At 50.2% G+C, this 19357-nt stretch carries 19 protein-coding genes; 6 read left to right on the plus strand and 13 right to left on the minus strand.

Annotated elements, in window-relative coordinates:
• Nucleotides 1-29: 29 nt before the first annotated feature.
• From HBA55_RS09285 to HBA55_RS09295, 3 genes are read left to right on the plus strand one after another with little or no spacing between them, the layout of a single operon-like run.
• Nucleotides 30-659: a hypothetical protein gene (locus tag HBA55_RS09285; RefSeq protein ID WP_166989756.1), complete on the plus strand. Its 630-nt coding sequence runs from the start codon at nucleotides 30-32 to the stop codon at nucleotides 657-659.
• On the plus strand, nucleotides 656-1084 hold the full coding sequence (locus HBA55_RS09290; protein WP_166989758.1) for a hypothetical protein: 429 nt from the start codon (nucleotides 656-658) through the stop codon (nucleotides 1082-1084). The genes HBA55_RS09285 and HBA55_RS09290 overlap by 4 nt, the downstream gene beginning before the upstream one ends.
• A 2-nt stretch (nucleotides 1085-1086) precedes the next feature.
• Nucleotides 1087-1854 (plus strand): ImmA/IrrE family metallo-endopeptidase, encoded by a 768-nt coding sequence (locus tag HBA55_RS09295; RefSeq protein WP_166989760.1) that lies wholly within the window; start codon nucleotides 1087-1089, stop codon nucleotides 1852-1854.
• A 47-nt stretch (nucleotides 1855-1901) separates the two neighbouring features.
• Here the strand turns inward: HBA55_RS09295 and HBA55_RS09300 are convergent, their stop codons facing one another.
• The 9 genes from HBA55_RS09300 to HBA55_RS09340 all read right to left on the minus strand — a co-directional run bounded on the left by HBA55_RS09300 (nucleotide 1902) and on the right by HBA55_RS09340 (nucleotide 11013).
• Entirely contained in the window at nucleotides 1902-2633 is a 732-nt protein-coding gene (locus HBA55_RS09300) for a TIGR03747 family integrating conjugative element membrane protein (RefSeq protein WP_166989762.1), read from the minus strand.
• Between the two features lie 17 nt (nucleotides 2634-2650).
• Nucleotides 2651-4723 carry a type IV conjugative transfer system coupling protein TraD gene (gene traD / locus HBA55_RS09305; protein WP_166989764.1) on the minus strand — a complete coding sequence of 691 codons (2073 nt, stop codon included), beginning with the start codon at nucleotides 4721-4723 and terminating at the stop codon, nucleotides 2651-2653.
• Complete coding sequence (locus HBA55_RS09310) at nucleotides 4720-5214, minus strand: PFL_4695 family integrating conjugative element protein (RefSeq protein ID WP_166989766.1); 495 nt, start codon at nucleotides 5212-5214, stop codon at nucleotides 4720-4722. The genes traD and HBA55_RS09310 overlap by 4 nt, the downstream gene beginning before the upstream one ends.
• On the minus strand, nucleotides 5214-5705 hold the full coding sequence (locus HBA55_RS09315; protein ID WP_240946011.1) for a lytic transglycosylase domain-containing protein: 492 nt from the start codon (nucleotides 5703-5705) through the stop codon (nucleotides 5214-5216). The genes HBA55_RS09310 and HBA55_RS09315 overlap by 1 nt, the downstream gene beginning before the upstream one ends.
• Before the next feature lie 56 nt (nucleotides 5706-5761).
• The gene (locus tag HBA55_RS09320) at nucleotides 5762-6592 is read right to left on the minus strand and encodes a TIGR03759 family integrating conjugative element protein (protein ID WP_166989770.1); all 831 of its coding nucleotides are present in this window, start codon (nucleotides 6590-6592) and stop codon (nucleotides 5762-5764) included.
• Nucleotides 6589-7416, minus strand: coding sequence for a FimV/HubP family polar landmark protein (locus tag HBA55_RS38010; RefSeq protein ID WP_166989772.1), 828 nt, complete (start codon nucleotides 7414-7416; stop codon nucleotides 6589-6591). Before HBA55_RS38010 ends, HBA55_RS09320 begins: the two co-directional genes overlap by 4 nt.
• A 165-nt stretch (nucleotides 7417-7581) precedes the next feature.
• The gene (locus HBA55_RS09330; protein ID WP_206019690.1) at nucleotides 7582-7926 is read right to left on the minus strand and encodes a hypothetical protein; all 345 of its coding nucleotides are present in this window, start codon (nucleotides 7924-7926) and stop codon (nucleotides 7582-7584) included.
• 358 nt (nucleotides 7927-8284) lie between these two features.
• Nucleotides 8285-9151, minus strand: coding sequence for a phage integrase N-terminal domain-containing protein (locus tag HBA55_RS09335; RefSeq protein WP_166989774.1), 867 nt, complete (start codon nucleotides 9149-9151; stop codon nucleotides 8285-8287).
• A gap of 812 nt (nucleotides 9152-9963) precedes the next feature.
• Nucleotides 9964-11013 carry a DUF4062 domain-containing protein gene (locus HBA55_RS09340; RefSeq protein WP_166989776.1) on the minus strand — a complete coding sequence of 350 codons (1050 nt, stop codon included), beginning with the start codon at nucleotides 11011-11013 and terminating at the stop codon, nucleotides 9964-9966.
• A 529-nt stretch (nucleotides 11014-11542) separates the two neighbouring features.
• Here HBA55_RS09340 and HBA55_RS09345 point away from each other — a divergent pair.
• Both HBA55_RS09345 and HBA55_RS09350 read left to right on the plus strand, forming a co-directional pair.
• On the plus strand, nucleotides 11543-11965 hold the full coding sequence (locus tag HBA55_RS09345; protein ID WP_166989778.1) for a DUF6908 domain-containing protein: 423 nt from the start codon (nucleotides 11543-11545) through the stop codon (nucleotides 11963-11965).
• Nucleotides 11966-12065: 100 nt separating this feature from the next.
• Nucleotides 12066-12344, plus strand: coding sequence for a helix-turn-helix transcriptional regulator (locus HBA55_RS09350; RefSeq protein ID WP_338109386.1), 279 nt, complete (start codon nucleotides 12066-12068; stop codon nucleotides 12342-12344).
• On the opposite strand, the gene HBA55_RS09355 is transcribed toward HBA55_RS09350, so the two are convergent.
• From HBA55_RS09355 to guaB, 3 genes are all read right to left on the minus strand, one after another.
• Nucleotides 12307-13524 (minus strand): tyrosine-type recombinase/integrase, encoded by a 1218-nt coding sequence (locus HBA55_RS09355; protein WP_166989780.1) that lies wholly within the window; start codon nucleotides 13522-13524, stop codon nucleotides 12307-12309. The two genes, HBA55_RS09350 and HBA55_RS09355, sit on opposite strands and share 38 nt — an antisense overlap.
• A gap of 308 nt (nucleotides 13525-13832) precedes the next feature.
• Entirely contained in the window at nucleotides 13833-15410 is a 1578-nt protein-coding gene (gene guaA / locus HBA55_RS09360; protein WP_166989782.1) for a glutamine-hydrolyzing GMP synthase, read from the minus strand.
• A gap of 49 nt (nucleotides 15411-15459) precedes the next feature.
• A complete protein-coding gene (gene guaB, locus HBA55_RS09365; protein ID WP_166989785.1) occupies nucleotides 15460-16935 on the minus strand; it encodes an IMP dehydrogenase in 1476 nt (491 codons plus the stop codon).
• A 322-nt stretch (nucleotides 16936-17257) separates the two neighbouring features.
• On the opposite strand from guaB, the gene xseA reads away from it, so the two are divergent.
• Nucleotides 17258-18637 (plus strand): exodeoxyribonuclease VII large subunit, encoded by a 1380-nt coding sequence (xseA, locus tag HBA55_RS09370; protein WP_166989786.1) that lies wholly within the window; start codon nucleotides 17258-17260, stop codon nucleotides 18635-18637.
• Here xseA and HBA55_RS09375 read toward each other — a convergent pair.
• Complete coding sequence (locus tag HBA55_RS09375) at nucleotides 18634-19332, minus strand: MBL fold metallo-hydrolase (RefSeq protein ID WP_166989788.1); 699 nt, start codon at nucleotides 19330-19332, stop codon at nucleotides 18634-18636. The genes xseA and HBA55_RS09375 overlap by 4 nt on opposite strands.
• Between the last annotated feature and the right edge of the window lie 25 nt (nucleotides 19333-19357).

Raw genomic sequence — 19357 nt, forward strand, 5'->3', positions numbered from 1 at the left:
GTATTTAGCACATAGGAAGCGCACAAACAGTGAATACGATGGATACAAATACTGAGACCCATTTCTCTGAGATAGAGGTACAGGACCTGCTAGATAACCTAGCGGAGCCCGATATTGTCCGATTACTTCAGATCTATCGCACATTGGGCTGCACCGCTAGAACCGGGTTGGCAGAACATGATGTTTTTGGACAGGTCGTCATGAAGGCCCTTTCGCTAGAACGGCGCTGGCCTAGGGATGTAAAAACCATCAGTTTTTTTATTGAGACGGGAAAAAGTGTTATTAGTAATGAGGAAGAGAAACACTCAAAGTTGCTTGTCACACCTACAATTGATGAATTATTAATCACCGATGACGATTCATTAGCACCGACAAGTGCGACAGCCAAACTTTCTCATGCATCCGCCGAATCAGTTATCGAACATGGTCAGTCTGAGAACCTGATTGCCACTTGGATTCAAAATATCAAGCAATTGTTTGAGAATGACCCCGAAGCGGATTGCTTCATTACGCAAAAGCTAAATGAACAAAAAAAATCCAGGATTTTAACTTTATGCGAGTTTACTGATCAGGTTTATCGAAATGTCGAAAAGAGAGTGAAAGATAAGGTGAGAAAGCGGTTTCCAAATGGGCTTCCATGGTGGGAGGTAGAATCATGACACTGGCATTTATCAAACAGATTAATGAGTACGTTATCGAAGCAACTATAGAGGCGAGTGACGAAGAAATTCTTGCTTGTGTTGGCAGTGACGGATACCCCTCACAGCAAGATATTCATCAAGCCCGCGCGGTGATTACACGGGCGGTTAAAGAGCAACGGCAATACAGGCTATCCCAGCAAAAGGCCGCGTTTCAAGCGTATAAGCAAGAACAGAAAGTTTCTCAAAACGTTCCCCCAAAACGATCTATTCCTGAAATGCTATCGGATATAGTTACAGCTATGCAAAATCAGGACAAAGTGCCTGAAGGGATAGTTCTTGCTTTTAGGGAACAAGGACAGGATGGAAGTGAGGATGACATTATCGAAATTTGGAAAAACTTAGTAGAGCTAGGTCTTATCGATCCAAACGATACCGACAGATAATTATGAAGTTCAAACGACAGCCAGACGACATTCTTAAGAAACTAGGTATCTACGAACCAGAAGATATCGACTTGGATTTAGTGGCTTATTCACTGAATGCTGACGTCAAACGCTCAGCTTTATTCGATTGTGAAGGCAACATTATAGGTACCGATGAAAAAGCTATTATTACAATTAACAAAGATGCAGATCCTCGTCGGCAGCGCTTTTCACTTGGGCATGAGTTGGGCCACTGGGTTAATGATCGAGGGAAAAATCTGACCTACCGCTGTGATACCGATGATATGAGACAGCGTAGTATGTCTAAGGATAACTTCAGACAACAAAAAGAAGTTCGTGCCAATCAATTTTCTGCTGAATTGATGATGCCTAGCCATATTTTTGGTCGGTATTTAAATGATATTGATATCACAGCAGACTCTGTAAACTATCTGGCTAACGAATTCGATACTTCTCGAACCAGCACAGCTATTCGTTTTGTAGAAGTCAGTAGCTCCCCCTGCATGATAGTTTGTTGGGATAAGTCCGGAAAAAGGCGGTGGTTTTCAAGAAACCCTATTGTTCCGGACTACATCTGGCCCCATACCAGTATCATGCAACCGAAAAATGCCTTCACTCTCTCAAACGGCATAGAGGTTGATGCCGATAAATGGATCAATAACGAAGGTTCTGAAGACTTTAGCGTTGTTGAAAGTGTTTTCTCCAATGGCTATGACATTCTTTCTTTAATCTGGTGGAAAGATGAATCTCACTTGAATCAACCAAATTGAATTCAATATGAAGTCATGACTAGCAAGCGGTATTGCAAATACTTATCTTAGAAATACTTCTTCAGCCTCTCAAACCCAATACGAACAGCCAGCCCTAGTAGAATTGCAAAGGGCAGAATAACGATCACCGGATTGATGCTGAACGGCAGACTGATATAGACCACACAAGCTGCTACAAATGAAGGTACAACGGACCGCCTCGCCAGATTAAAGACATTACTACTTTCACGCCCCCCGCCCCAACGCCTAAGGTCGCGTTCGACCAAACCGTCAACGCCTCCCACGAGCGCCGCTACTAGGAAGATCGGCAGCGAAAATAGAATAAGCGCTAAACGGATGATGAATGTTTGCGTGACGTAGGTGGATGCTTGAAGGTAGTCGTCGAACCGTTGGTATAAATCATACCCCCATGTCTGCAACGATGACAAAAAGCTGCCGTCAGCAACATCAGGTGCATTATGTAGAAGCGTTTTAAGCCAGGATTGACGGGATACCCACCCTACGGCCTCGCCCGTTAACGCAACAATATCGCCCCTGATAGCTAACGACTGATCATAGAGTTGCTGATTGAGGTAAGCCCGGTCAGCAGCCAGAACTGCTTTTGCGTGGTCTGCCCCTTGTTCAGGCCAGAACCAGATCATGCCCAACCATTCTATAATGATGGACAGCATCAAACTGATGATCAGCCAGACCAGCAGTTGAACCAGCGCGGAAAACAGTTGACCGATCAGGCCGGGCTCTTTTCTTCTGGGAGGCTGATACTGCTGTGGTTTGGCCATGGGTTTTCCACCCAGGCCTATCGGCCACTCACACTATTGGAGAAACTGGACCAATCCACGACTGACGTATAACTACGCCGCATATGCTGGAGCATATCACCCAAATCGTCGGGCAGTTCCTGGTCATCCATTTTGGACGGCATGGGAATCCGGATTTTCCACAGTTCACTGCCCCTCAGCAAGACGAATGCCTGCCCTTTGGGAAGCGCCACAATATCGGCAGATGAAATCATGGGCACGCGGCTGATGCTCACTCTATCCTGATTATTGGAGGTAAAACCCATCCCAGCAGAGGTATCGACATTGTCGGTGACACCGGAAACCGCCATGATTTCGCTGACACTCACCTCCGGTAGCTGCTTGGTGAACATTTCACAGGTGGCCACCTCTTTCACACCCATAATCAGCATAGTGCCAATATTGCCAGCCAACTGCCCGGCTTTCGCTTCACTACCCAACTCGGCAATCGGGTCGCTCCAGGTTTGGGTATATAGATTTAGCTGATAGCCAGCACCGCCGCTTTTATTAATCAGCGTCTTGAACTGCGGCCCGATCAAGTCAGAGAATTCATCCCCGTGAATCACAATATCCGGTGGTTTCTTAGCCTGCTCGTTCGAATTGCTGGATGCTATACCATGCTTATAGATATGGCCCGCCAGACTGGTCAGGTCACTGAACATGGAAGCACCTACCGCACCGGCCACTTCCGGGTCGGTAAGTGCGTCCAGCCCCACATAAACGACAGCGTTAGATCTTATCGCTTGCGCCCACTCAAGCACCGGGCGTTGGTCTTCGGTATTGCACTTATCGGGTGCCAGGATAGAGGCGATATTGCCCGTGGTCAGTTTTTCCAGAAAGGGCTTGATGGACACCGTGATTTTCAAAAAATACTCACGATCATAGCGAAAAGCAGACATCAGACCCTCTAACACCTGATCGAAAGCCGCATGGGTATTGAGGTAGCGCACCATCGCCAGAGCTTCAGGGTCTTTGCCCTGATCGATACGCGGCAGAGATTTTATGTTAATGCTGTCCTGTAATTCTCCCAGCTCATCCTGCCAATCTTCCGGGCCGTGTTCTGCCAGCCAATGTCGGCCATACAGTATCAATAGCGCATCAATATCGGTGATATAGCGACGAATTTTGAGGTAATCCGGTGTTTCACCCATCGCCACCAGCGCTACGGCGATGACGTTGATAAATTGCCAAGCAAATTCTTTAAACGCGCTGGCCTCCCCTTCACCCGGTAACTGGCTAGCGATTCGTGTAGCAACTTCTGTAATTCGTGAAAAAGAACCAATGGCATTGTAACGAGCGCTCAGCTCGGGATAGCCCAGATGAAAGATAATGAGCTGACGCCCTGCTTTCTGACATTCCACATAGATGCGCTTTAGATAATCGGCATCTCCTTTCGGGTCTAACACAATGACACAGTTGTTGCCGCGTCGAATATCCTGGGTCGTCAGCACCTCGGCCAGCCGTGTTTTGCCATGGCGTGTTCGGGCGATCACCACCATATGTCCAACCCGGTCACTGAGCGGCATGGTGGCATTGGTTTCCCCCCTGATCCCGACGCCGTGAATGACGGCATCGCCCCCGATGGCTGGCGGGGGACGGACGGGATTCAGAGGGGAATCTCGTGCGGTCCATCGCATGATCGTTCGCAATAGGGGCGCATGCTCCCATTCGATCTCTTTACGACGAACCCATTGTTTGATTGCACTGGGCTGCAGATAGCGTTCAGCGCGCTTATCGCGGGCAGCGTAGAGTCGTTCGGTATGTGTCTGGTTCCAGCGAAAGCCTCGCCCCAAGAACAACACCGACTGACTCACTGGCACTTGGGATGATGACATAACATAACGCGGGCTTCGTTTGAGATGGCGCTGATACTGAATCACTCGCCAAGCCTGGCGACCACGCCACACACCAATCCCACCCAAGCACCCGGCGCTGAACAAGGCAACCGATGGCGTCATCATCAAAGTGTGTGGTGCAGCTAACACGATCCCCGCACAACTCAGCGCCACAATCGCCGAAGACAGTTCCACTGGAGGGCGTAATAACACCTCGACTTCATACCGGTCTGTCACTGCTCCCAACCCTCCTTTGATAACAAGATCGGGTAGTGGCTCAAACCCAGCTTAGTGGCGAAACTCTCGGCTGAAGCGGGTACCAGGCGAAGTCCCTCCGCGATGGCTAAAACCGCCTCAATCTCCTGGCGATCCTTCGCCTCTACCAACAGGCCAACGGCCCCAATACGGATAAGCTGCTCGCGCTTTTCGACTAACCAGTTTCGCGATTCCTGATCAGCCCCCACTAAAAACAAGGGCCGCTGCAAGTAACGCAATGCTTTTGGGGTGGCTGTGACTTTGCCCGGCTGCATTGAAGGTGTGGTGATCGGCAGGTTGAACGGCGACTGCCGATTCGCGCCCTGAACGGTGGTCTTTTCTTGTGGCGCTCGTTTCGGAAGATAGGGCTCAAGCGGTAAGGTATCGCCTGAGTCATAAATCACGGTCAATGGTTCTCTGGCGTGAGCGCCTAAACACAACAACAGGAAAATCAGTCCGAATAGTCCTCGCATTAGAACCACTCCCGCCAATACTGCCTTACACGCTCTCGGTAACGCTGAGCGCTGTCGAGCGATTCCGCGTCCTGGCCGGGGTCGTGGTAGCGCCCTACTGCCTCCCACCAATCGTTAGTCTGCTCAAACTGCTCGTACAGAATCGTGGCTCCTGCACTGAGATTTTTAATCGGTACCAGTGATTCCTCAATCGTGGCAAACCGCTGCCCATGCCAACGCCAGTTAACCTGCATCAACCCGATATCGACTGACTGTTGCTTTCGGATAGCCTGGGAAACTCGGTGAATCGCATCATGCTGGGATTCGCAAAAGACGCTTTGGCCATCAATATTCAACGCCCAGGGCCACGGTAACCGCTCACCACGATAATGCGTGCCACTTTCTGTCAACGCTATCGCATAAAGAATATCCGCAGGTACTTGATGGCTCTTGGCAACTATCAAATAGGCCACCGGCACGTCTTCCAATGCGACCGCCGCCACTGATTGCATCAATGTCACGCCGGCAATCCACGGCTTAACTAAACATGACCTCATCAGATAAGGATTCATAACCCTAAACTCTCCCCGCTCAACTGAAAGAAACGTCCATTACGTTTTAAGAAAATCGGCATAGCATTTGCCGGTGAAACCGTGGATTGACTCTTCAATCGTTGTAGTAAGCCCTCATCACGATTCAAGGTTAGATGCCGGTCATTGAGCCAGGCTGTTTTTATCGCGTGGGCATTCGCCCATGCGATTACAGCCCCATCATCTTCAGCATCATGAACGTACACATCGACACCGCTTTGTTGAGTACTCGACAACAAACCTATTAATCGGTTAATCACCGGCAAACACTCACGGCAATTTGGAGGTACAAAAAGAAGCAAACGGTCTCCATCAACAAAGCGTTTTTTCGCTAACCGTTTTACCTCCTTCATTGCAGACTTCTGTTGTTGGTGCGCAAAGTAAGGAGCCAATAAGCGGTGATCTAACATTGCTTCGTTGGGGAACAGACGTTCAAAAGCTGCGCGGTAGGCTTGTTGAAATTTCAACGTCCGTTCAGTTAAATCAAATTCCTGCTGTGCATACAGCTCGGCGTAACGCCGTTCTTCCTGCGAAGACTCTGCAAACATCCCAAGTACTAGCAATGGGTCAAGGTCGGGACTCCATTTTCCCAATGGGCCACGCATTAAATCGAGATAACGTTGATATTCCTCGTGATCCAATCTCCATCGTTTCGCCAAAGTCCGTAATTCAATAGTTCGGCTGATCGGAGTTTCAGTATCAGGGGTTTGTGATGAGTTCGCTAAAGCCTCACTCGTATCTGCAATCGCTGCACTAGAAATAAACGAAAGCAAAATCACCCCTATAGCTAAAGCGCCCCGATGATTCACGGCGTCACCTCACTTTGAATCCATAGACGATAGTGCTCGTCAACGAACTGACTGGCTTCAAATGCGGCTGGCAACGTTTCAAGATTAACGGGCGGGATTTTCAGCGTTTCTCCTGCCAATAGATGATTCATATTGTCATTGGCAAACGCATGGGGATTTGCACGAAAAAGGTAAACCAGAACCTGGTCTATTGTCATACCCGGGAAATCGAGCTGATTGGCGACATGGCTTAAACTATCGCCCCGCTGTACCGGCCCGTAGGTTTGATGTTCTTGCTGAGCGACCGGGGTTTCCCCCGGCTCTTTCGATGGCAACGAGGTTATTTCCTTCTGATCAAGCCACCCTTGTTTGGCGACCTCCATATCTTCAACCGTAACGAATTGACCAAACCCTTCACGCAACTGATAGCGCACTGAGCGCTTGACTGGATTGATTAAAGGTCGAAAGCTTTTCCCGCCCAAGGTGATCAAAGCATCCATTAACGTCATCGACCTTAAATTCCGATGCGGTTCAGGAAGTACCAACATCAGTAGGAGGTAGTGTTCATCTGTTTCAGGGTTTTCATCCAGATGAAACCCATACGAACCTAGAAGAAAATTCAGTGACTGACCGACTGTTGTGATTCGCTCAGGCACTTCTATCCCTACAACGCTTTGCAATAGATCGGTTTGTTCAATCTCGGGGCCTAACTGAATAGAAAGATAGCGACTCTCAACAACACGGCTATCCTTCGTATCCGCTATCGCTGTTAATGGAAGAATTAGTACTATTGTCAGTATCAACCTTAAATTGCCAATCACTATCTCTCGCATGAATACCGCCACTCATCCACTCATTGATAATGCTCACCAGATTATCGATAGCAGCTTACAAGCGGCAGTGAAAAGCTTTCGTAACTAAAAGAAAGAATAGGATTGATCTATTTTCTTGGAATGAGTGGAGAAGAAAAAATGACAAAGGCCTGACTGGAGTCAGACCCTTATCGTGGATTACTGGGCAAAAGCCAGATGACTGTCTACTTCCAGTCTTATTGCAGCACTCGGCTGCCAGTGCTTCAGTACTACGAGGGTTTCCCACCGTACACTTGAAACACCTATCATCGACGTTTCTGTCAACTGACCTTGCAGCTGTGTTAACAACGCACGGGTACTGTAACTTTCTGAAATTGTACCTTCGGCACTGATACTCAGAAGATTCTCCTCAATGCCTATATCGACATAACCTGCATCGACAAACTCTGTTTCTCGCAATTTGCCGAGAACGGATCGTACGACAGCCATATCGGCATCAGCTTTGAGTTTCACTGCACCTCGCATTTCCAGGTACTCCATCATCTTTCTCCTCATCGTTGAATGAACAAGAGAAAGATGTCCCTACGGGAAATCATTCTCCCGTAGGGGTGGTATAACTGGCTAACGCATCAGCGGTTGCTTGCAACGTTTTCGAGTCATACCGATTGTTTGGCAGCGTAGCCGCCGGGTGCTATTGAAACTGCAATAGCCACAGTGTGATTCGTCATGAGGTTTCAGCGTCAAGGAGGAACACAGGCATTAGCCGAGTAGTCCTTGATGTGCCGATCTCTATCACCCTTTCAAAGGGGTTGTAGCATCGCTGCAACCCCTGCTACCGGCGAGGGCGGGAAGGCCCAGCGGCCAGGGCAGCGCCCGTTGAGCGTAATTCCTTAATCATTACTTACCTTCCTAAATACACCGCCGTGATTTGCTCGCGCTCATGACCGAGTTCCTGAGAAATCGCCCAGCGAGCTACCTGATCATTCGCGCGCTCTTCTTCACTGAGTTCACTGCTCGTTGGGCCACCACAGGCGGGTGCCTGTTTTCCGGTAAGTTCGTAATATCGCTCTTGCGCATAGCGGTGACGTAAACCATGCAACTTGGACAGTCCTGCCTTTTGCGTCTCACGTTCATAGAGACGCATCTGCTGAACATACATCAGGTGAGATGGAATCAATGAGCCTTTTCCTGCCACCAGTCGCGCGCGTTTTAAAACGTCCCGCTGCTCGTCGGTGCGAATAGGAATTTCCCGTGCCCGTCCGCCCTTACACCAGGTAGATTTCAGACGAATGTAGGTATTCCGATCCGCATAGTCTGGACTGAACTTAATCGCTTCTTCCCGTCGAAGGCCAAAGGCTTTTTGCAGTTCCAGGCTGATTCTTAAATGCGGATCGCTGATTTTTTTTAGCAGCTCCTGATCCAGGTCACGCGCTTTCGACACTTTAGTAACAAAGACACGAGACTCAATGCCATAATAAGCATTATCTTTGGCCACAACGTTTTGCTTTCCGATCTTTTCAGCCCACCAACGTAAAGCGGCAAGCCGGTTTTTGATCGTACCGGGGGTTAGCCCTTCTTCCAGATATTTGGCGACCAAGGCATCAACATGTTTAGGCTTGAGAGATTTCGCCTCCATGCGCCGATAGCCCAATTCATTAAGATGATTAGCCATCGTTTGTAACAGCTGGAAGCGTTCAGCTTGTGTAGCACGACTACCATCCTGATTGCGTTGACACAAATCCTTTAATTGATAATTGAGATCTTTCACAGACAACTCCTCGTCGAGAAATAAAGCGTGTTTGCATTCTCGGTAAAGAGGACGTGCTGAGTCGTTAGTTAACCTTTCAAGGCTGAAGGAAATAATCTTCAAGTATTTACTGATGCATCTATCTGATGCCAGCAGCCGTCGCCCAAGCAGAACGGGCATTGAAGCAAAGAAGCTCTGCAGAGGATTGCTAGATCGTGCGTTACTGATAGTGTCGTTTATGTCTAATCGTTCCGGTCAGGTTTATTGTCCGTTCTTTGCCCAAGACGACTGTTCTGAACGGACAAGTTACCCAATGGAACAGACGTGCGACCGTTCAGAACAGTCGTTTTTAAGCTGGAACAGTGCGGTGTTGAAGTTTCGGTCAGTGTTTATGACTGTCCAGCCACCACAGTGGATGGAGAAGCAATCTCAAAAACGGATTGCTAACGTCATGGGACACCACTCCCACAAAACCTGAATAGCGGCATAACCAACAGTGCCAATCCCCGGATGGGTACGACGCTGTTTCGTTTTCACGCTTTAGACAGTTTTACTTTCTTTTGCCAGGCGTTCCTCCTCTGTTAGGTGATAAGCCACTCATTGCGGTTGCATGAGTCAACTTGAAAAGCCCTTTCGGGCCGGTTTGCTATTGAGAGTGCAATAGCCACACATGGAATCTGTATTATCAGTGAGAAGGGTTAGAAGAACCCTGATAATGCTTTCGGCATGTCAGGAATTTTTATTAGATTCAGTTCTCATGGGGGTTAGCGATGATTTGCACCCCACGTCACTGCATTTTATTTGCAGTGACGTGGGATAGCATCCTTGCATAATTATTCATTGTTTGAGTTGTAACGGAATATTCTCGCCATTCGATTAACACATTGCTCAATCCATTCGTTGTAGCTGCCTTCCGTCAAGGGCAGAAAGAGCCGACTGAAATCTACCTCTTCATCTTTCGAGAACATCCGCATGGTCATGGATGAACCGCCTGGTGAATTAGCGACATAGGTGTTTTCCATATTATGCAAAGCAATATGCGCGAATCCTGAGTTAGCGGTGATCACATGTCTAAAGCCTTTCGCCAGGTTAACAATGGTTTGTGGCGGCGCAAAATGTCCCGAGAAGAACCCTTCATTGGCTTGTGTCGGATTAGCCGTGAGTACCGTCAAACCATTTGCGCAAAAATAGATAGTGCACTTCCCGCTGTTTAAGCCCGTCCAATGCGCATGATCAATCAATTCATACCCATCTCGAAATTGGGTAACACCGCCCTGGCAAAGGCGCGCAAAGTAGTCATCCATCTGCTGCTCTAAAGCAATAATGTCAGCCACTCGCTCCGGCTGAGCCAGAAACGCGAGCATTAATTGAGGGTCATCCCGATAACCACGCCTCTCGTTTATCACTTGCTCGATAAGCATTTTGAAGGCGTCTTCCGAGATCGCTTGACTCATTGTATCGATTTGTCGCAAAGCTTTGACGATTTCATTATTCAGTTCCAATTCTGTGCTGAAACTGGCTCGAAATACCCCTCCCTGATACGCTTCTACTTCGCCAATAAAGGCCTGCTGGCGTTCATCATCAACCGGTGTTTGTTGGATAAAGGCCAATATCGATTTTCCGGTTGCCTTTGCGGTTTCGAATTCAGCTTGTGTAACGGATATACCCTCGGGCGTCTCATAGCCATAGGCTGATCCCAATATGAGCAAATACACATCACATTGCTCAACCTCGTGAATACACGCTTTCTCTGACGAATACGGTCTTGCGGCAAATGCTTCGCACATGACCGGTGTATAGTCCATTAGCGTGACAGCCTGTTTAGCAGCCTCTCGAAAAACCTCCATTCCTCCGACCACAGAACTTACAAATACCTTACTCAATTAACGCCCCTCACTAAAATAAAATGCTTATTCAACTATTTTGTGGCTGTTTAGCTTGCCCCTACTTCTGACCTATTTACCCACATTACTGATTAGCCATTAATGCATATAGCGTGATAACCAGCTTACCGTACTCTTATTATGCCAGCCATCACGTTTCCGCTAACTTTCATTATTGGGCTCATTTACCCTAGGTGCCAGGCGTTTTAGCGGGCTTTACCGGGTTCGCTATACGCTCATTCCCCGATGGGGAACTGCCGCCCTTCCAATCCCTAACGCTTCAGCCCTCCGGACTGCTTAAATTCAGTAATAACCCCACGCTGATTCAACCCCGCTAGGGGCTTTGCCCCACGCGCATTGCAAGTGCAAGGCTTCGCGCTTCCTCACCCGTTCAGATTCCCCCGCTTTGCTCCTCCACTTAGCTGCGGCTTCCGGTGAGCCACCTGCAATTTGCTACCCCCACGCTTCGCCAGCGGTGCAGGAGCGCAGACGGGTGCTGCGCTCGTTAAACAACAAGCGAGGAAAAATCATGAGAAAGACAATTTATGAAACCAACTATGACCGGCTGATTAAGCTGGGTGTTATTACTAATGAGGGGGCTGTAACCGACCAATATCGCCGCAGCCAGGTAGCGGGGCTGATGGATTGGGTGGTCGAGCGATTACCACATCTCGACGGTGCTTCCGGCAATGATGAAGGCATTGCAGTGTCGTTAGCGCATTACTTTGAGCAGAACGGCGATATGTGCAAAGATCCTGAAATGGTGGTGCTTATCTACCCGTCGCAGCGGATGGTGGAAGCCTTTACCTTTGAAATGTCGATACCGCCGATCTACCAGCAAGTCTTTCCAGAGCCAAGGAAGTTATACCCTCACCTGCGTAAGGAACTGAATGCGTTTTTACGGCAGTGGCTGAATAATCTAATTGCACAACAGCATTTCGTATCAGAGTAATTTTTTAGCGCATTGAAAGATTTATGGCAGAAAGGCGATAGAAGAGTTGTTAGTGTTCTCGCTCGATATATCCGTAAATTGAATAGATGGAATAATAGCCGTGGGTAATACCAGAGAAGCCAAGCACAGGGATAATGGGAGCACCGTCAATTCAGGGAAGACGCTGATCAACCGCAGAACATTACTAACGATGATTCCACTCTCGGATCGCACCATCTACAATCTGGAAAAACGCGGCGAGTTTCCTCGCCGCATCGTATTAACAAGTCGCAATGTAGCATGGGATCTAGCGGAAGTAGAACATTGGATTGAAGAACGTAAACAATCGGACACCAAGGCCATCAGGCCGGGTATGCCTCTAATTCTCGGTTCACGTTAGTCCATTCATCAATCATATTTGCCCAGTCTTGCAGCATTTCTGTCCGCTGTTCTCGGTATTCCGCTTTATTGTAAATAGCCCTTACGCCCTTCTGTTCATGGGCAAGACTTTTCTCTATCCAATCCGTGTTGTAACCAGCCTCATGCAACAGCGTACTGGCTGTTCTACGTAAATCGTGTGGACCAAATTTAGCAAGCGATTTCCCATCTTTCTGAGCCGCTTTGTACGTATACGTTAGAACTCGATTGAGTGTTGCATTGCTCATGGGAGTATCCGAATCGTACCGCGACGGAAGTACATACCTTGAACCACCAGCAAAAGTCTTTAATGCAATAAATATATCCATAGCTTGTTGAGATAAAAAAACTAAATGAGGGTTACGCCTTTTCATACGCTCTTTCGGAATCGTCCAAAGAGCTTCGCTAAAATTAATTTCGTCCCAGGTTGCATTGGATAGTTCTGACTTTCTCACTAAGGTGAGTAGTAATAGTTTAATCGCCGCGCGGTATTGAGGTGATGTCCCGATTCGGTTCATATACTTGTACATCAGATCAATTTCAGCGGGTGTTAACGCTCTATCACGCGGTACAAACCTAGCGATAGTGGTTGGGCGTACCATTTCAGCAGGATTCTCAACATTCTGTCCTCGCTCAATCGCCCAACGATAGACATTTAAAACTACCTCGCGCGCATGAACTGCCGTTGCTGGCGCACCCCGCTCAACAATAGCGTCAGTCAAAGATCGTAGATCTTCATGAGTAATCTCAGCCAACTTTTGATTGCCAAAAGTCTTCTTCAACTCTCGGTTATAGACTGACTTGCGCATATCGCGGGTTGAATCCGCCATCTGATAACCACGCAGCCATTTATCTGCCCATGCTCCAAATGTTTCGGCACCTTTAACTCGCGCCCTATCACGCGCCTTTTCTCTCGCTGGAGACTTACCAGAAGCAATCATTTTCTTTGCTTCGTTAAGACGCTCTCTGGCCTCAGCCAAGCTAATACCGCCAACGCCATAACGCCCGATGGTCAGCGTTTCTTGGCGGCCATTTAATGAGTAGTTGTATCTGAATGAAACGGTACCGGTCTTGGATACCGCGACATAAAGCCCGTCGCGGTCGACAACTTTGTACATTTTGTCCCTGGGTTTCAGGTTTCGAAGCTTGGTATCAGTCAGCATAAAAGCCCTCTCTAAAAACGCCCCTAATACCATGATAAAAACTAGCGATTTTTAGGGTGTTTTTCTCTTAAATAACAAATACTTACCGAAATCCAATACCATGAAGACCTTAAAAATCACTGCATGGTATTGTCTTTGATCATCAACACTGAAAAAGACGATACCATGGAAAATTCCATGAAAAAAGTTTGCTTGGTGGTGCTAGAAGGTGCTTGAAATCATCAAGCATAGAAACAAAAAACCCATTGAAAACAATGGGTTAAATGAAGAGTATTGCTAGAATTTGCTAGGTGCTACTAGACGTGGAATCATTCCCACTCAATCGTAGCAGGGGGCTTACTCGACACATCGTAGCTTACCCGCGACACTCCGGAGATCTCATTAATAATCCGGTTGGATACTGTCTCCAGAAGCTCATAAGGCAAGTGAGCCCAGCGCGCCGTCATAAAGTCCACCGTTTCCACCGCACGCAGGGCAATCACCCACTCGTAACGGCGGGCATCGCCAACAACGCCCACTGACTTAACCGGCAGGAACACCGCGAAAGCCTGACTGGTTTTGTGGTACCAATCGGCCTTGTGCAGCTCTTCCAGGAAGATATGGTCAGCTTCGCGCAGAATATCGGCGTACTCTTTTTTCACTTCACCGAGGATACGCACACCCAGTCCGGGGCCAGGGAATGGGTGGCGATAAACCATATCGTAAGGCAGACCCAATTCCAGGCCAATTTTACGCACTTCGTCTTTAAAGAGTTCACGCAGGGGCTCAACCAGCTCAAAGGCCATATCTTCTGGCAGACCACCCACATTGTGGTGAGACTTGATCACGTGGGCCTTGCCGGTTTTTGACGCAGCAGACTCAATCACATCCGGGTAGATAGTCCCCTGAGCCAACCACTTAACATCCTTCAGCTTGGCCGCCTCTTCATCAAAGACTTCAATAAAGGTGTTACCGATGATCTTACGCTTGTCTTCAGGATCGGCGACGCCTTCCAGTTTACCCAGGAACAGGTCTTCAGAATCTGAGCGGATCACCTTAACGCCCATATTCTTGGCGAACATGTCCATGACCTGATCGCCTTCGTCTTTACGCAGCAAACCGTTGTCCACAAATACACAGGTCAACTGATCACCGATCGCTTTATGCAGCAGGGCAGCAACCACAGAGGAGTCAACACCGCCAGAAAGTCCAAGCAGGACTTTATCGCCACCCACTTGTTCACGCACCTTGCGGATGGCGTCTTCGACGATATTTGCCGGTGTCCACAGGGGTTGGCAGCCACTGGTTTCCAGCACAAAATGTTCGAAGATGCGCTTACCCTGCAGGGTGTGAGTCACTTCAGGGTGGAACTGTATGCCGTAGAAATCTTTTTCTTCGCAGTACATGCCGGCAATCGGGCAGGAATCGGTAGAGGCCATCAGCTCAAAGCCTTCTGGCATCTTGGAGACCTTGTCGCCATGGCTCATCCAGACGTCCATCAATGCATTGCCATCGTGATCGACATGGTCACGGATGTCGTGCAACAAAGCGCTGTTGCCATGGACCTTAACCTGCGCATAACCGAATTCACGCAGATTGGAGGTCTGGACGGCACCGCCCAACTGCTCTGCCATGGTTTGCATGCCGTAGCAAATACCGAGAACGGGAACACCCAGATTAAAAACCACGTCCGGCGCACGGGGGGATTCACCCTCAGTCACGGATTCGGGGCCGCCGGAGAGAATGATGCCACGGGGATCAAAATCGCGAATTTCCTGTTCGCTCATATCGAAGGCACGGATCTCCGAGTAAACGCCAATTTCACGCACGCGACGTGCGATCAGCTGGGTGTACTGCGAGCCAAAGTCGAGAATCAAAATACGCTGGGCGTGAATATCCTGGGTCATTACCAATCTCGGTTGTGTTTAAAAAAACGTTTTCCTGTGTGCTGAAAAATCAGCGTCCACCTACCGGGTAGTTAGGTGCTTCTTTCGTAATCTGTACATCGTGAACATGAGATTCGCCCATGCCCGCCGCCGTCACCCGCACAAACTCGGGCTGGGTGCGCATGGTGTCAATGTCCAGGCTGCCGGTGTAACCCATCGCGGAACGCACACCACCCATCATCTGGTGCACAATTGCCGCCAGTGGCCCCTTGTAAGGAACACGGCCCTCAATACCTTCCGGCACCAGCTTTTCGGCACCCTGACTGGCATCCTGGAAGTAGCGGTCAGAAGACCCCTGGGTCTTGGCCATGGCGCCCAATGAACCCATTCCACGGTAGGCCTTATAGGTACGGCCCTGGTAGAGCTCAACCTCGCCCGGCGCCTCTTCGGTACCGGCGAACATGGAGCCCATCATTACCGCGTGCGCGCCGGCCACCAGCGCCTTGGCGATGTCTCCGGAAAAGCGGATGCCACCGTCAGCAATCACCGGCACACCGGTACCCTGCAATGCTTCTACCACATTGGCAATCGCGGAAATCTGGGGAACACCCACACCACTTACAATGCGGGTAGTACAAATCGAGCCGGGACCGATGCCGACTTTAACGCCATCTGCACCAGCCTCAACCAGGGCTTTTGCAGCCGCAGCAGTCGCAATGTTGCCGCCAATGACCTGGACCTGGGGGTAGTCCTGCTTGATCTTGGCAACGCGATCCAGAACGTTCTTGGAGTGACCGTGGGCGGTATCCACCACCAGCACGTCAACACCGGCGGCGACCAGAGCCGCGACGCGGTCGTCCGTATCGGGGCTGGTGCCGACTGAGGCGCCAACGCGCAGACGGCCCTCAGGGTCTTTACAGGCGTTGGGGTACTTTTCAGCTTTGTTAATGTCCTTGACGGTTATCAGGCCACGCAGCTCGAACTGATCATTGACCACCAGCACCTTCTCAATGCGATGCTTGTGCAGCAGTTCCCGAACGGCGTTGGGCTCTGAGCCCTCGCTGCAGGTCACCAGCTGGTCCTTGGGCGTCATAATGCTGGAGACCGAAGCGTCCAGGTTGGTCTGGAAACGAACATCCCGGCCGGTAACGATACCCACGAGATTACCGCTTTCCATCACCGGCACACCGGAGATATTGTTCTGCTGGGTCAGGGCAACCAGATCGCGAATGCTGGCGTTGGACTCGATGGTGATGGGGTCTTTGACCACACCCGCCTCGAATTTTTTAACCGCTCGCACTTCCATGGCCTGCTGCTCGATAGACATGCTCTTATGGATAATACCGATGCCGCCTTCCTGGGCAATGGAGATGGCCAGGCGGGCCTCGGTGACGGTGTCCATGGCGGCGGACACCAGGGGAATATTCAGTTGAATATCACGGGTGAGCTGGGTTTTCAGGGATACATCCTTGGCGGTCACTTCGGAGAAACCCGGTACCAACAATACATCATCAAAAGTCAGCGCTTCCTGAGCGATACGTAGCATAGGGAGTCCAGCCTCAATATTAAAATTTGGGAACTGCAGATAAAACGAGTTTGCCCGGCATCTCCTCAATGATTTGGGGGCCGGGTCTCAGGAATTTAAGCAGTTCCGGGATAAACGCGGAATTATAGGCCAAAAGGGGCCAGAGAGGAAACCCATAAGCATAACTCTCAGGGCCAAAATCGGGGCAGGACCAAGTGTGTCAGGAATGGGCGACAAATTGATGGGCAGGTGCGCTCAAGCCTCAAACCTGAGTCATTGAACATCGGGTGGGGTCGGTGCCACAATGCGCTGCAGCGCCACGACAGCAACTTAGAGACTCTTTATGCCCCCCATTTCCCAGGCTCCCGGTCAACTACCCCCTCAAGGGGCCTCCCAGCGCCAGATTATCAGCGTCTCTCAGCTCAACCGCCAGGCTCGCCAACTGCTGGAAACCCATATGTCGCTGTTATGGGTAGAAGGTGAAATCTCCAATTTTGCCCGCCCCTCCTCCGGCCACTGGTACTTCACCCTCAAGGACGCCAATGCGCAGGTCAAATGCGCCATGTTCCGCAACCGCAACCAACGGGTACGGGCGATTCCCCAACAGGGGCAGCAGGTGCTGGTGAGGGCAAGAGTCAGCCTCTACGAGGGACGGGGCGACTACCAACTGATCGTCGAGCATATGGAGGACGCAGGCATTGGCGCCCTGCAACGGGCGTTCGATGCGCTCAAATATCAGCTCGGCAGCGAAGGATTGTTCGATGCCGCCTACAAAAAGCCCATTCCGACTCACCCCGAGCACGTTGGTGTGGTGACCTCCCCCTCCGGAGCGGCGGTACGAGATATATTGCACGTTATGAGACGGCGCTTTCCCGGCATTCCGGTTTCCATCTTTCCGGTTGCGGTACAGGGGGCCGAAGCCGCACCTCAAATTGTCGCGGCGCTGGAGCGTGCCAACCGCCTGAGCGACTGTGATTTACTGATCGTGGGTCGTGGCGGGGGCTCACTGGAAGATCTGTGGCCATTTAATGAAGAGTCGGTGGCACGAGCCATCTTTGCCAGTGAGATTCCGATTATCAGCGCCGTAGGGCATGAGGTGGATGTCACCATCTCAGATTTTGTCGCCGATTTGCGGGCTCCTACTCCGTCGGCGGCCGCTGAACTCTGCACACCCGATGCACAAGAGATTTTGCAGCAATTTGTCGGCTACGAAGTACTTTTGGAAGAGAGTATGCAACGCAGGCTGGCGCTAGCGGGCGAGCGATTAATGTCACTGCGGGCGCGTCTGCAGCATCCCGGACAGAAGCTCCAAGCCCAGGCGCAGCATCTGGACAATCTGGAAATTCGACTGCGGCAGTCGATGAACGGACAGCTGCAACAGCATCGCAACCGCCTGCAGTCAGCCCAGCAGCGACTTCAGCAGCACAGCCCCGGCAGCCGCATCGCGCAGATGCAGGAATCGCTACAGCACCGTCAGCAACAAATGCGGCAATTGATGCAGGCGAGACTGGAACGCCATCGCCAGGACCTGGAAAAGCAGGTAGCACTGCTGGACAGCGTCAACCCCCTCAGCATTCTGCAGCGGGGTTACTCCGTGACCCGCAGAGAAGGCGGCCAATTGGTTCGCAACCATGAGGACGTGCAGGTCGGGGAGCAACTGACCACGCAACTGGCCCAGGGTCGTATTATTTCAACCGTTACCGCCACTGATAAAAAAATCTAGAGTCCAGCCCCACACTGGCGGTTGGCCGGCACAGCAACGTCCATCTGTGCGGGATGCGGCAGATGCAGGTTATCCATCAGCCGCACATACTCGTCTTGGCTACTGACCTGCAGCCTGGGGTTGCAGCGCCGCTCCTCGCCAAGCGTGGTGACCGTCCAGCCCTTATAGTCGTGGCCCGGATAAACCAGCGTATTTTCCGGCAGTTCCCGCAGCAGTCGCAGCAGGCTTTGGTATTGAACCGCCGCATCGCCATTCTGAAAATCCGTCCGGCCAGTGCCACGAATCAGCAGAGTATCGCCACTGAATAACCATGGCTGCTGCTCTCCCCGGAGAAGAAAACAATAGGAATCATCGGTATGTCCGGGAGTATGCAATACCTCAAGCTCCACTGCCCCTATAACAATCCTGTCATCTTGAACAAAATTGCGACTGACGCAGGGCGCCTGACTTTCGACGCCCATCATGGTCGTGCACCCGGTCGCTTCACGCAGCGCCCCAAGCGCAGTAATATGGTCAGCATGCAAATGCGTATCGAGAGCAAACTTTAGAGTCAGATTCAGGTCTCGCAACAACTCCAGATACTGCTGCAAATGCTCCAGCACCGGATCGATCAACAGGGCTTCACTGGAGTTCTCATCGGCCAGCAGGTAGGTATAAGTGGAACTGTTTTGCTCAAACATTTGCCGAAAAATCATCACGCATCCAACCTCTTAACTTGTA

Origin of the sequence: Pseudomaricurvus alkylphenolicus, assembly GCF_011683955.1 — a bacterium.
Lineage (GTDB): Bacteria > Pseudomonadota > Gammaproteobacteria > Pseudomonadales > Cellvibrionaceae > Pseudomaricurvus > Pseudomaricurvus alkylphenolicus.